We start from the raw sequence: 13,139 nt of genomic DNA on the forward strand, positions 1-13,139 counted from the left end.
GTGGGATTGCTGAGGATGAGTTTTTCTTTCACCGCCCGGTCAAGGGCGTTGTGCAGCATCATGTGGATGCCGCGCACAGTGGAATTGCTCAGTCCGGGTTTTTTCTTTTTCTGAACTTTCCGCAACCTGCCGTTGCTTTGCAGGTCATTGTAGAGTTTTTGCAGGTCACGGGTAGTAAGCTTGTTCAGAGGAATGTCTCCGATAGCCGGGGCAACATGCTGTTCGATGTTTCGGTGGTAGTAGTTCATGGTGGAGGGACGGATATGCGGTTTGGCATATAATTCAAACCACGTCCGCAGCCATGTGGCAACCGTATATTCATTTGCGCGGCTGATGTCCAATGCTTTGCTTTCCTCAATGGCTTTCTTTAGCTTCGTCTTGCATTCTGCCTGTGTCTTACCCAGCACATTTTTGATGATGCGCTTTCCTGTTTCGGGGTGGTATCCAGAGCTGGCCGAGCAGGTCGAACGCGCCCATGAGGAACTGCGACGGGACATGGACGCTGCGGGGCACAGAAGGCTGTTGCGTCTGCTGGACGCGCAGAACGCATTGCTGGCTGAATCCAAGCTGATGAGCTTCACGGCTGGCTTCAAGCTGGCGTGGGGCATGGCGAAAGAACTGGAGGCAGATGGGTTCTACTCCTTCGAGTGGGAGGAAGAAGAACACATCTGCCGTCCGGCGGAACAAGTGGATGCTTGATCCAGATCCATGTGGAATATACAGAAGCAATGCAGATTTGTGATATCCTCTCCGGCGAATGTCTGATCGAGGAGCGCACGGAAAATAATGTCTCCCTCTGTTACGAAACGATGGCGGAATACAAGTGAAAAGGAGTATTGATATGAAACGTAAAACATCCCATTGGGTTTTGCTGGCTCTGGCCCTGAGCACAGTTCTGCTTCTGGCTGTCTGCGGTGCGTCTGGCAGTGCCGCGGAAGGAAGCCAGCAGAAAGAAACCATCACAGGCACGATCAATCGACTGGATACGGACTACCTGGTGCTCATCACGGACGATGGGGAATATCAGGTCATGGATTTTGGCGAAAACTTTTCTGTCGAAGGCTTCAGTGAGGGTGATGATGTGGTGATCACTTATACCGGAACCCTTGAAAATGAAGAGAAACCGCCGGTCATCACCGCCATGGAAGCTGCGCAATAATTGATCAGGGCTGTGCGCCCCAGCGGATATTGACACAAGAATGGGACACACGCCCAATGGCGTGTGTCCCATTCTTGTGATCGTTCTCTTCAGCGCGGATCAGCAGTTTCAGAGGTGAAATTGCTTTTTCAGCGCTTTGTTTTCTCCCAATACCAGCAGAGTCAGACTTCCGTCCAATATGGTTTCCGGTGAGATGTTCACATCGGTTTTGCCGTTCCGTTTTACGCCGAGGATGTTGACACCGTATTTTCTGCGGATGTCCAGCTCGCCGATGCTGTGCCCCTGCCAGTCCTCCGGTACGGCAACCTCGATAATGGCGTGCTGCTCGTCCAGCTCAATGTAGCTGAAAATATGGTTGGCGGTATAGCGGATGGCCGCCCACTTCGCCAGCTGCTTTTCCGGGTAGGCGACCGCGTCCGCGCCGTTTCGCAGCAGAAACTTTGCCTGCACGTCCCGCTCCGCGCGGGATACCACATAGTTTGCCCCCAGTTCCTTGAGCAGCGACGTGGTTTCCAGTGAATTCTGGAAATCCCCGCTGATGGTGACATAGCAGACGTCATAGTTGCTCACGCCCAGTGAGCGCAGAAAGTCCACGCGGGTGCTGTCACCGATCTGCGCGTTGGTGACGAAGGGCATACATTCATTGACACGCTCCTCGTCCTTGTCCACCGCCATCACCTGATGGCCAAGCTCATTCAGCTGCATGGCAAGATGCCGCCCGAAGCGGCCAAGTCCGATCAACAATACAGATTTCATCGTGCGCTCCTTTCAGCCTACGGTGATCATTTCCTTCGGATACCGGGCATAGGTCATGTCATGCCCGGAAAACGCGGCGTAGATCAAGGTCAGTCCCCCGACGCGCCCAAAAAACATCAGCAGAATGAGAATGCTCTGCGACAGCGTCCCGAGCTGCGGCGTCAGTCCCAGCGTCAGTCCCACCGTGCCCGCGGCGGAGGCAGTCTCATAGAGGCAAGCGCCCAGCGGCAGGCCCTCGACCTCGCTGATGACCGCCGCGCCAACAAACGTCAAGGACAGATACAGCAGTAAGATCGCGGCGGCATTGCGGATGGCGGAATAGTCCAATCTGCGATCAAAGAGCCGCGAGTCCTCTCTCCTGTGGAAGGCTGCCGCGGCGTTGGCAATGAGCACCGCCAGTGTTGTGACCTTCATGCCGCCCGCCGTGGAACCGGGCGCACCTCCGGTGAGCATCAGCATGATCGTGACCGCCTGCGAGGTATCGCTCATTTTCGTTAGATCAACCGTGTTGTAGCCTGCCGTCCGCGGTGTGACCGCCTGAAAGAGCGAGGCCAAAGCCCGCTCTCCCACGGGGAGGTCCGCAAAGTCCGTCAGATAAAAGAGGACCGCCGGAATCGTGATCAAAAGCGCCGTCGCACTCAAAATGACCTTGCTCTGCATCCGGTAACGCCGCAGGTGCAGACCGTGCGTACAGATATCGTCCCACGTTAGAAAGCCGATGCCGCCCACGATGATCAGCAGCATGATGACGATGTTGACCAGCGGGTCTGCGGCATAGGCCGTCAGCGAAGGGTAAGGGGCATCCGCCCGCCCCAGAATATCGAAACCCGCGTTGCAGAAGGCGGAAACGGAATGGAAAACGGACATCCATACGCCCCGCAGCCCATAGTCCCGGCAGAACACCGGCAGCAGCGCCAACGCGCCCAGCAGCTCGACGATCAGGGTCCCTCTCAGGATAAACCGCGTCAGGCGCACGATGCCGCCCACCGCGGGAGCGGAGATGGCGTCCTGCATGGCGCTGCGCTCCTTGAGCGTGATGTTCCGCCCGGCGAGCATCAGGAACGTCACCGCGCCGGTGATCACGCCCAGCCCGCCAATCTGGATCAGCAGCAAAATCACCGTCTGACCAAAGGCAGACCAGTAGCTGCCGGTATCCTGCACCACCAGTCCCGTCACGCAGACAGCGGAAGTGGAGGTGAACAGTGCCTCATGAAACGGCGTCCAGATCCGCTGTACTGTGGCGATAGGCAGCATCAGCACCAGCGCCCCCAGTAGGATCACACCCGCAAAGCCGAGGATCATGATTTGAAAAGAAGTCAAATGACGCTTCAGATGGAGTATGGGTTCTATCACCGTGCACACCTTCTTTCAAATACCGCTTCTGATTTTGGCACATAGTATAGCACGGTTTTCGCAGCCTGTCTGTGCAGGTTTTGTAAAAGTTTTGTAAAGGTTTTGCAGAATTTGATGAAGCTCAATATTGACGATGTTGTCAGATCATAGCTTGTTCAGCACGCCATAGACCTCCGCCAAGGCGCGGACATACTGCGGGAAATTGCGCCGCAGCTCACGGTCTTCCCCCGGCGGCAGGACCGGCCTCCGCAGCATACGATGAACAGTCCTCCATACCTGAAGCCTGCTGCCGGGATAGGCTTCTCTCAGCTTCTCGACGGCACGGTTCTTTGCCTTCTCCACGGCGGACTCCTTCATCATGTGATACATCCCGATCTCTTTCAAAGTTGCCTCCGGGTATCCGAACACGCCGCAGGTCTTGCCGAGAATGTCCCTGTCCTTCTTCGGCAGGGTATCGAACAGCTCCCGAAGGAACTCGATGCAGACTTTGCGGTACACGGCTTGCTCCGCCGAAACGGAGAGCATCCCCGGCATCAGCCGCTCGTAGGGATCGCCGTCATAGCCCTCCGGGACAAGATCATGCACACCGAGGAAATGGGTGTTGTAGCGAACATATCGGCTGACACGAGCCTCAGGGATACCCAGCTCCTCCGCGATTTCACCGGTATCCTTCCATGCAACATGATACAGCCTCTGCACCTGCCGGACAGCGGCCATCTCGTTCTTGCTCAACGCCATGCAGCCAATATTCTGCTCCAGCCAGCGGGTCATGCGCCCCTTCAAATGTGGGTAAAGATAGGTGGTGAGCACGGCGCGGCTTTCGTCATATTCCCGGCTCTGTATCCGCGTTAGAAGCTCCAACGCGCCCTCACCGCAGAGATCGTCCAGAATCGTTTTCGTATACGCAGAAAGCTGATTCGGATGATGTGGGTCCGCCGTCAGACAGTTGAACGCCTCCGCGGCTTCCTTGGCGATTCCGCGGATCAGCCCGATATTTTTATGGTACAGCTTTTCCAGCGCAGCTTCATCACCGTCATAATATTGGCGAATTAGTTGCTCGTTGGTCATGCTTTCTCACCCGCCTTCTTCTTCGGCGGACGGCCCCTCGGATTGGCCGTTCTGGTGATCCCGCAATGCTGGTAGACATTCTCAGACGAAACGCTCTCTTCAAAGGCTTCTACGGAGGTGTCCGCGTCGCGCAGAGCGTCATAGAGCAGATCCCGCACATAAGATCCCGTTGAATGATCTGTCGACGCTGCATCTGCAACAGTTCTACAAGAAATTGTTGGCGGAAGGGCGGGTAGAGCGAATCGAATCACAGAAGCAGCCCAAGGGACTGAGCGCCAAAACAGTGCGTAACATCCACCAAATCATTTCCTCTGCCCTGAAGCTGGCAGTCGAGCAGCGGCTGATCGCCCGCAATCCGGCAGATGGCTGCGCACTGCCGAAGGCGGAGCGCAAGGAAATGCAGACGCTTCCCGTTGAGCAGCTGACGTCCTTCCTCCGCGAGGCAAAAGACAGCGGCGTGTTCGCCCTGTACTATATCGACCTGACCACCGGCCTGCGGCGGGGCGAATTGCTCGGATTAAAATGGTCGGACATTGATTTGGAAAAAGGAGACCTCCGGGTTCAACGGCAGATCGGGCGCATCGACGGCAAGATCATTGAAATGCCGCTGAAAACAAAAAATGCCTACCGCACACTGCCGTTGTCGGCAGATGCGATAGATGTTCTGATGCAACAAAGAAGAAAAACGGGTAACAGCGAATGGGTATTCCCATCGCCCACCGGAGGCCCCATGTCCCCGGACAGCGTGCTGCATATGCTGCACCGCGTTCTAAAGCGGGCAGGGCTGCCGAAGGTGCGTTTCCATGACCTGCGCCACACCTTCGCAACGCTGGCCCTGCAAAACGGTGTGGACATCAAAACCGTATCTGGCATGCTGGGGCATTTTTCGGCAGGCTTCACGCTGGATACTTATGCGCATGTAACGACCTCAGCCAAGCGTGAAGCGGCAAAAACAATGGGCAACCTTCTCTCTGGTGCAGTATAGACCTTTCCACTGTCCGCTCCCGTTGGGGTCAGCGTTTGGGTCGGAAAAAACGGCAAGTAAGATATTAGACGCAAAAGTACGGAAAAAGTCCTGATTTCGCAAGAAATCAGGACTTTCTGGTTGCGGAGACAGGACTCGAACCTGCGACCTCCGGGTTATGAGGCAGTCTCAAGCACAAATCGGAGTCATTTCGGCTCCGATTTGTGCTTTTTACCACCATTCGCTCGGCGGATTTTCCGTTGTTGCCGTCCAGCCCTGCCCGCTTTTTTCGTATTCTGGGTCAAAACTGGGTCAGACACGGTGCGCCTGCACCCACGCTGTCCACGGCTTGTATGGACTGCTCAGTTGCCTGCAAAGAGCTCGTTGGTGGCGTTGAGGGTCACCCGGAGGTAGGGGCCGATGTCGGCGATGCCAGTATAGCCGGTCTCGGCGGTGAAGCGGTAATAACCGTCACCGAAGTTCCTGCCGTGGATGGGGCCGTCAGCCAGAGTGACGGTCAGCACGGCGTTGTTCCCATCCTGACGCAGATCCGCATTCTCGATGAGGGTGCAGCTTCCCGCCAGCTCCCCAGCGGGGAAGCTCTCTGGGTAGAGGGAGCCATACTCCTTCAAAAAGTCCAGGTCTACATCCTTGGAGAGGGTGCCGCTGCTGAGGAAGGTGTCGTGCATGGTGACGGTGAGGGTCATACCGTCCTCCGAGAGAGCCACCTCGGTATAGGGGATCTCGCAGTAGGCAGCCACAAAGTCGCTGCCGTCCGCCAGGGGCGCGAAGGCCACAGTGAGGCCGCCTGCATCGACCTGGGCGGAGCGGATGGCCTCTCGGCGGCCCTGCATCCCCATGGAATAGCGCTCCCCAGCCCCGGCCCAGTAGATTTCAGAGCTACCAATGCCGGGAGAAACATAGGGATCATAGCCTCGGTCGCAGCCCTGCTCATCGTAGAGAAGGCTCAGTGTGGCCAACTCCACGCGTGGAAAACCGGGGACGCCGTTATAGATGTTAGGCCCGCCAGTGACCACCCGGACGGATGCCTGGGACTCGATCTCGCACCGAAGCAGGGGCGTATCCAGCCACAGCATCCGACGGCGGATGCCGCTCTGGCCGTAGACCCAGTCCAAGCTGGGGCAGTCCTCGTCCGTTCCCAGTTTCACCAGGAAATCTCCCTGGTACGCCTCGATGGAGGTGATAAGGCTTGCGTCGTCCCCATAGAGAGCCCGAACTTCCGCCTCCGTGGTGACGGGGGAGAAGGCATCCGGCTGGGCGGGATCGGCTGAAGATGAAGAATCGCCGGAGGAACCTGATGGATTGGAAACGGAGCTTTCCCCGCAGGCGGCAAGGTTCAGCAGCAGGAGGGCTGCCAGAGCCAAGGAGATGAGTTTCTTCATGGGATAGCACTTCCTTTCTGTTGTTTGGGGCGTGGCCCCGGTGAGGAACTTGCAATTGCAAACGGGAATTTAACGGCATAATTGTTCTGAAATTCTTCCAATTCCTTGGATTTATTGTACCATAGCGCAAAAGTGTTTGCAACTGGAACTGCCGACAGAAAATTCTGTATATTCGAAAAAAATAGGCACTGCGCAAGGAACGCTGCTCACCCGACCTCAGAAAACGGCAAGTTAGCCCTTTTGACAAGCGGGCGCCGAGCGTTTCAACAACGCGCAAAGCGCGCATGGGTAGTGATACCACCCCAGCCTCGCACGTTCAGAAAGTACTGCGCACAGAGTGAAAAAACAGCAACATCACCAAGTTGCAAACAGATCACGCAGCCCAGCGGGGCCGCGACGCCTCGGGACAGCGACACGCATAAGCGCATCGCTGTCCCGAGGCTCCCTGCGTTCTTTGGGAGCACCCCCGACCAAGCCCCAAAAGCGGCAAAACTTGCCGTTCTGATACCCGGCCCGGGGATGTTGGTGAACGTGCGGAACGCTCCGAGAGTAGTGATACCACCCCCATCCGAAACGCCCCGTGTTTCGCCGTGTGAGCCGTTGTGTGCGATCTTTCTCCGAGAGCCGAGTGTGTGCCCGCTTTTGCTCGTGAAAGCAAACGTGGGCCGTTTGTGCGAGAAGTCGAAAAATGCGCTAAAAAGCGGTTTGGAACAGCGTTGTAACAGTAACTTTTTGGCGATATTCGTGGAAGTGATTTTGTGGTTTTTTGACAGGTTGAGGAAGGCTCCGGCGCTTTTGGCACCGGAGCCTTCCTTGAGTCTTACTTCGCAAGTACAACGGAAATTTTGATCTCCTTTTCCGCCTCGCTCAGGTCGAACGCACCGCCGTCTGCGACGCTGACACGCAGTTCATACAGTGTGCCGTCGGCCAGGGTATCCACGCCAGTCCCGGCTTCATCCGTGATCGTCCACAGCTCTTTGCTGACCTCCGCCAGCTTTCCGTCTGTACCGTAGGCATAGAGCTCCAAATCAGCGGCGCTTCCGGAAAGATTGTTCATCCGGAACGAGACCGTCGTGTTGGGATGAACATTTTCGACCGTCACAGTATTGCGCCAGCTGGCGACCGTGCCGTCACCGCCGTCCTGCTCAAACTGTTCCTGTGTCAGTACGTTCCGCGCGGCCTTATCGAGATCGACCTCTCGGTACGGCATTTCGGGCAGATAGGCGAAGCGATCCTGTAATCTGAGCAGCTCCAGATAGCCCGTCGGGCAGTAGAGCGCGTTGCCGCTGTTGCCGGCATACATACCAATTGCCATGTTGTTGTAGCCGTATTTGTTGGAAACATCCATCGTGAAAACGGTCTCGCCGGTGGCAAAGTCCAGAATGATGTACTGCCACATCCCGGTGGTCAGATCCTGCACATAGCCGTAGATATAGCCCGTTGCGGTGGAGAGCTTGAGAATCGATGTATCGCTCAGGTCATTTCGAGACCAGATGCTCTTCATCTCATAGCCGCTATCGGTTTTCACGGTGTCCACGCGCTCGACGCCGGGCGCAATCATGCAGTTGCCCTTTGTCAGCCAGTTCATATCATAGATGTTGGCGTAGCTCTGGATGGAAGAGTCGTTGTTGGGGTCAGCCAGACCTGCGTTGCCCGCGCCGAACCAGTTGCACACGATAGTGCTGACGGTGCCCTCACTGTCGTCATAGACGATGGCAGAGTTTTCAACCGCCACCTGATAGCCCTCGGGCAGATCGTCCAGCACCGGCAGACTTGCAACGATCTTACCGGTCTTCATATCGAGCGCCAGTAGCTTGACGGGGTCTGCGTTGTCGGTGAACATCACAAGCTCCGGCGTCAGCGACGGAGAGCAGCCGCCGCCCCATGCAAGACCGCCGCCGGTGGTCTTGTCGTTTTCGCCGCTGACCTTCGCGCCGACGCTCTCATACGGTGTGCACCAGACAGCCTCGACACCGTTATTGGCACGCAGCAGATAGCAGTTCTGGTTCGTCAGGATGACTGCACCGTCCTTGGAGGCGGCAATCCCGTTTTCCGCGCCCTCACCGAGCGCCAGCCCGTAGACGAAGACGGCCTTCGAAAGGTCAGCCTGCTCTCCGTTCAGGATCGCCTCGATCGCCGAGTGGGCGATGTAGCCGAGCACGCCCTGCTGCTCACGCTCGGGATAGATGCGGAAGCCGCCGGTTGCAAACCAGAGGTTGCCGTCGTAGTCAAAGACCACGGAAAGAAGATTCTGCGTCAGCTCCTTGCCGAGCGCGGCTTCGGCTGCCGCCTTGATGTCAATGTCCAGTACCTTTTCAAATTCAGGCAGGACGTTTCCTGCTTCATCGGTTGCCCGCAGCATCAGCACACGGTTGTTGCTGGTGGGGCAGACGATGCGGTTTTCCGAATCCAGAAACGTATAGGAGCTCTGGATGACGTAACCGCCGCCGTCATGCTGCTTTGGGGAGAAATAGCCCAGCGTCGTGGTTTCCTCCGCGTTCAGATCGCGGATGGCGATGCCGCCGAGCAGCGGAACGACTGCGTGGCCGTAGCTGTCAAAGTAAATGGCAGGCGAAGCATTCGCGTTGGTTTTTTCAGAGGAAACATTGATCTCCGGATAGATGCCAAGCGGCAGGACTTCATCCGTAGAGTCCGTATTGTAGCCGTCGTGGTGAATGTTGGCGTCGCTCTTTGCCATATAGGGGTTTTCATCGACACGCTTGGCATTCATGGCCTTTACTGGTAGGGCGGCGCTTGCCGCGGAGTCTGTATCCGATGCAGGCATGTCGGAAGACTGCTTCGCACCGCAGGCCGCCAATGTCAGGCACAACACACCGGCCAGCAGAAGGGTTGGTACAGAACATTGTAACTTTTTCTTTTTCATCGATATCCTCCATTTTTGTGCTTGTTGTCTCGGTTTGGTTCGATGCCCGTTTATTCAATCCAGGCATTCAGTCCTCGCCGGAATGCTTCTTCGGAAACCGGCTTCATCAGGAAATAGTCGGCCCGCAGCCGGAAGGCGTGAAGAGAGAAATCCAGGTCACTGCACCAGATCATCCGGCACGCGGGGCATAAGGAACGAAGGTGCTCCGCTGCATTCAATCCTGCCACCCCGGAAAGTGCAATGACGGCATTGGTTGGAGCATCTTTCTGCGACGTTTCAAAAAAACGTTCCTGATCGTCATATTGCATGACCTGCGGAAACAGCCCCTTCGCTACACAAAACCGGGTAATTTGCTCGGCGTAGCGCTGCCGCTCTGCTTCCTGTTCTGCCAGCACGGCAATACGATACACAGATCTCCCTCCTTCCTTCATCCAATTTGGCATTTTGCTTGCGCTCAGTATAAAAAGGCCATTCGGTTTTTTCAAGCGCCGTAGCACGAAAGGGGCGATTTTGGCACGAATTCCGACAGCGGTTCTTTGTCATCCTCGACACGCTGTGATATAATTATCTTGGAATTCAAGCACAAGGAGAGAACCCTGCATGAGAATTGCGATTGTGGATGATCTTGCTGCGGAACGTGCACTGCTGAAAGACCGGCTGGAGCAGCAGCTTCACCGGAGAAATGTGCAGGCGGATATTCTGGAATACGAAAGCGGCGAGACATTTCTGGAAGCGGCAAGGAAAGCGCCCTTTACTGCCGCATTTCTGGATATTTATATGGATGGCATGACGGGCATGGAGGCGGCAAAGAAGCTGCGGAAAACCAACACGGACTGCCTGCTGGTTTTTACCACGACCTCGACCGACCATGCGCTGGAGGGCTTTCAGGTACGGGCGCTGCACTATCTGGTCAAGCCCTTTACCGAAGCGGATATCGATGCGCTGACGGACGAGCTGCTTGCCCGCATACCGCAGCCGGACAAATATATGGAGCTAAAGGTGGAGGGAAGCGAGATCCATCTGCGCTATCAGGACATCGTCTACGCAGAACACTTCGCCCACTTGATCTACGTCCATACGACGGTTCAAAAGACGCTTGCCACGCGCCAACCCTTCAAGACTTTCATCGCCCCACTAAAGGATGACACACGCTTTTTTGTATGCGGACGCGGAGTGATCGTGAATCTGGAACACGCGGAGGATCTGGAAGGCTCCGCCTTCCGCATGGCGGACGGAAGCCGCGTGTTTGTCAGTCAGGACCTTCTGAAAAGCGCCCGGCAGGCGCTTATGGAGTTCTTGCTTCAAAGGGGGCGGATGGTATAATGGAGCTGCTGCGTCCGATTCTGGAACTCAGCGTGGTGATTCCCGGCATGCTGCTTGCCTACTTCCCGGCAAAATCCAGCTTAAAGCAGCCGCTGTCAAAGCTTGTTTTGTGGCTTGTTCCGCTGCTTGCGCTGCTTTGCGCCGCCGGAGGCGTGGTGTGCTATGCGCACCGCATGCCGACTGCGCCGATGCTTGCAGCCCTAACCTTGCTTGCAGCCGTGATCTACATAAAAACGCTCCGGATTTCGCTTTGGAAATCCGGAACGATTGCGTTGTCCGTCTGTGCGGTATTTGCCTGTATCAACAGCCTTTCAAGAGCAATTAACGCCGCTATGCTGGCCGGTTTGCCGCAGGCGCAAGCTGCGCCATGGTTCTGCCTGCGGTCTGCGATTTGCTATCATGCGATCTGCTGGCTGTTTGCTGTCATCGCCTATTATCCTGCGACGCACAGCGTGCGGAGAATGGTCGAGGATGATAATTTTGCGCAGACCTGGTATGTGTTCTGGGTGCTGCCGCTGGTGTTCATTTCGCTGAATCTGTTTATGATTCCCAAGTATGCGGACACGCTCTATACCGGGCGTGTTTTGCAGGGCTATTTTGTGATCAGTATCACACTTTTGTTTTTGATGCTTTTCTTCAACGCAATCTTCCTTCTGATGGCAATCAGCATCAACCGGAATGTGAGATTGCAGCAGAAGAACCAGCTGCTTTCCATGCAGCAGCAGCGCTACGAAAGCCTGAAAGCTGCCATTGAGGAAGCCCGGCAGGCGCGGCACGATCTGCGCCACCAGCTATGTCAGCTCGCTGCCCTTGCAGAAGAAGGGAATCTTGAAAAGATCAAAGCCTATCTCTCCGGTGCGGTTTCCAGAATTCCAAGTCTTGAAATGCATTTCTGCGAAAACCGGGCGGCAGACAGCGTGGTCGGGTATTACTGCGCACTTGCGAAGCGGGAGCAGATCCCATTTTCCGTGCAGCTCGATCTGCCAGAAAGTCTTCCTGTAGACGAGATCGATCTGTGTCTGGTTCTCTCTAATCTGCTGGAGAATGCGCTGGAAGCCAGCCTGCGCACCGCGCCCGCCCGACGCAGGATCAAACTGACAGCCTATCTGCATGGCAACAGTCTGGCACTGATTCAGGTTGAAAACACCTATGACGGAGTCATCCGCGAAAAAGGTGGTGTCTTTCAGTCCTCCAAGCGAAAAGGAGACGGCGTCGGACTTCAGTCCATCCGTCACATCGCAGAAAAATCCGGCGGGGTGAGTACGGTTACCTATCAGGACGGCGTATTCCACGCAAGGGTCATGCTCCGGGGATAAAGGCGGAGAGAGGGAACGCCGGACGCCGCAAACAGAGTTGGACTCTGGGAGATATCGGAGCAAGCACAGTCCGCTCAGCGGGCGGTGTCGGTCTGCGCAGCCCGGCGGGGCCGCGACGCCTCGGGACAGCGACACGCATAAGCGCATCGCTGTCCCGCAGGCTCTCTGCATTCTTCAAGAGCGCCTCCGACCAAGACCCAAAAGCGGCAAAGTTTGCCGTTCTGACACTCGGCCACGCAGGGTTTCCGAAACGTGTGGAACGCTCCGAGGGTAGTGATACCACCCCCATCCGAAACGCCCGTGTTTCGGCGTGTGAGCCGCTGTGTGCGATCTTTCTCAGAAAGCCGAGTGTGTACCCACTTTTGTCAGCGGAAGCAAATGTGAGGCGTTTGTGCCGGAGGTGTTGAAGTCCGTGTGATCGATGCATTGGAAACGTTGGTATGACTGCGTTTCCCGCGCTTTTCGAGCCTTTTTCGAGGACGAAAAAGAAAGCAGGATAAAGGGCTGGCGTCGGAACCGACGCTCCGCCCAGTCACTTCTGCCCGCAGTGCGGGCAGTTGACGGGGGTTTCAGCGCAGTCGGTTGTGGCGTCTTTTGAAGAAAATTTCAGAGCGGCTGGCGTCTTGGTTCCCGCAAACGCAGGTGTCCCAAGGATTTTGGTGGTGCCTTGTGGCCGTTTCGGAAGGAAATCGAGGTAATCACCTTCGCGTGATCAATGGTGCAGGGCAAGCATGTTTTGAGTCACCGCAGTCAATGAAAAGAGACTTTCAAGCGTTCAAAAATCGCACCGCTGTAAACCTGCTAAAAAGTCAAGCCCCAATTGAAAGAAAATTTGCGGGTGGAAAAAGAGCATAGCAAAGCAGAGGCGGCAAAACGGATTGTTTGGCCGCCTCAAACAAAGCATTGGAGATCT

General features: G+C 56.0%; 13 protein-coding genes. 5 read left to right on the top strand and 8 right to left on the bottom strand.

Translation table 11 applies throughout. From position 1 onward, the window contains the following. Positions 1-341 (bottom strand): N-terminal phage integrase SAM-like domain-containing protein (locus tag H8Z83_RS17850; protein ID WP_243185130.1); only part of this gene is annotated, 341 nt, incomplete at its 3' end. Positions 342-414: 73 nt separating this feature from the next. Between H8Z83_RS17850 and H8Z83_RS17855 the strand changes: the two genes are divergently transcribed. Both H8Z83_RS17855 and H8Z83_RS17860 read left to right on the top strand, forming a co-directional pair. Then, positions 415-699 (top strand): DUF6809 family protein, encoded by a 285-nt coding sequence (locus H8Z83_RS17855; RefSeq protein ID WP_187016290.1) that lies wholly within the window; start codon positions 415-417, stop codon positions 697-699. 142 nt (positions 700-841) lie between these two features. After that, positions 842-1,159: a DUF1344 domain-containing protein gene (locus tag H8Z83_RS17860; RefSeq protein WP_187016291.1), complete on the top strand. Its 318-nt coding sequence runs from the start codon at positions 842-844 to the stop codon at positions 1,157-1,159. Between the two features lie 108 nt (positions 1,160-1,267). On the opposite strand, the gene H8Z83_RS17865 is transcribed toward H8Z83_RS17860, so the two are convergent. The 4 genes from H8Z83_RS17865 to H8Z83_RS17880 all read right to left on the bottom strand — a co-directional run bounded on the left by H8Z83_RS17865 (position 1,268) and on the right by H8Z83_RS17880 (position 4,494). Beyond that, on the bottom strand, positions 1,268-1,915 hold the full coding sequence (locus tag H8Z83_RS17865; protein ID WP_187016292.1) for a potassium channel family protein: 648 nt from the start codon (positions 1,913-1,915) through the stop codon (positions 1,268-1,270). 12 nt (positions 1,916-1,927) lie between these two features. Next, a complete protein-coding gene (locus tag H8Z83_RS17870) occupies positions 1,928-3,217 on the bottom strand; it encodes a TrkH family potassium uptake protein (RefSeq protein ID WP_207732092.1) in 1,290 nt (429 codons plus the stop codon). Between the two features lie 195 nt (positions 3,218-3,412). After that, positions 3,413-4,336, bottom strand: a complete 924-nt coding sequence (locus H8Z83_RS17875; RefSeq protein ID WP_187016293.1) for a sigma-70 family RNA polymerase sigma factor — start codon at positions 4,334-4,336, stop codon at positions 3,413-3,415. Then, positions 4,333-4,494 carry a hypothetical protein gene (locus H8Z83_RS17880; RefSeq protein WP_187016294.1) on the bottom strand — a complete coding sequence of 54 codons (162 nt, stop codon included), beginning with the start codon at positions 4,492-4,494 and terminating at the stop codon, positions 4,333-4,335. Before H8Z83_RS17880 ends, H8Z83_RS17875 begins: the two co-directional genes overlap by 4 nt. Positions 4,495-4,505: 11 nt before the next feature. On the opposite strand from H8Z83_RS17880, the gene H8Z83_RS17885 reads away from it, so the two are divergent. Further along, entirely contained in the window at positions 4,506-5,321 is an 816-nt protein-coding gene (locus tag H8Z83_RS17885; RefSeq protein WP_243185132.1) for a tyrosine-type recombinase/integrase, read from the top strand. 341 nt (positions 5,322-5,662) lie between these two features. On the opposite strand, the gene H8Z83_RS17890 is transcribed toward H8Z83_RS17885, so the two are convergent. The 3 genes from H8Z83_RS17890 to H8Z83_RS17900 form a co-directional block, all read right to left on the bottom strand. Then, the gene (locus H8Z83_RS17890; protein ID WP_187016295.1) at positions 5,663-6,703 is read right to left on the bottom strand and encodes a hypothetical protein; all 1,041 of its coding nucleotides are present in this window, start codon (positions 6,701-6,703) and stop codon (positions 5,663-5,665) included. Positions 6,704-7,523: 820 nt separating this feature from the next. Next, positions 7,524-9,488 carry a hypothetical protein gene (locus H8Z83_RS17895; protein ID WP_436231654.1) on the bottom strand — a complete coding sequence of 655 codons (1,965 nt, stop codon included), beginning with the start codon at positions 9,486-9,488 and terminating at the stop codon, positions 7,524-7,526. Between the two features lie 149 nt (positions 9,489-9,637). Further along, a complete protein-coding gene (locus tag H8Z83_RS17900; RefSeq protein WP_366464570.1) occupies positions 9,638-9,997 on the bottom strand; it encodes a response regulator in 360 nt (119 codons plus the stop codon). A gap of 190 nt (positions 9,998-10,187) precedes the next feature. On the opposite strand from H8Z83_RS17900, the gene H8Z83_RS17905 reads away from it, so the two are divergent. Together H8Z83_RS17905 and H8Z83_RS17910 are read left to right on the top strand one after the other, a co-directional pair. Beyond that, on the top strand, positions 10,188-10,910 hold the full coding sequence (locus H8Z83_RS17905; RefSeq protein WP_187016297.1) for a LytR/AlgR family response regulator transcription factor: 723 nt from the start codon (positions 10,188-10,190) through the stop codon (positions 10,908-10,910). Beyond that, entirely contained in the window at positions 10,910-12,226 is a 1,317-nt protein-coding gene (locus H8Z83_RS17910) for a sensor histidine kinase (RefSeq protein WP_187016298.1), read from the top strand. The genes H8Z83_RS17905 and H8Z83_RS17910 overlap by 1 nt, the downstream gene beginning before the upstream one ends. Positions 12,227-13,139 lie beyond the last annotated feature (913 nt).

The sequence above is a fragment of the Dysosmobacter segnis genome, from assembly GCF_014297285.1.
Classification (GTDB): domain Bacteria; phylum Bacillota; class Clostridia; order Oscillospirales; family Oscillospiraceae; genus Oscillibacter; species Oscillibacter segnis.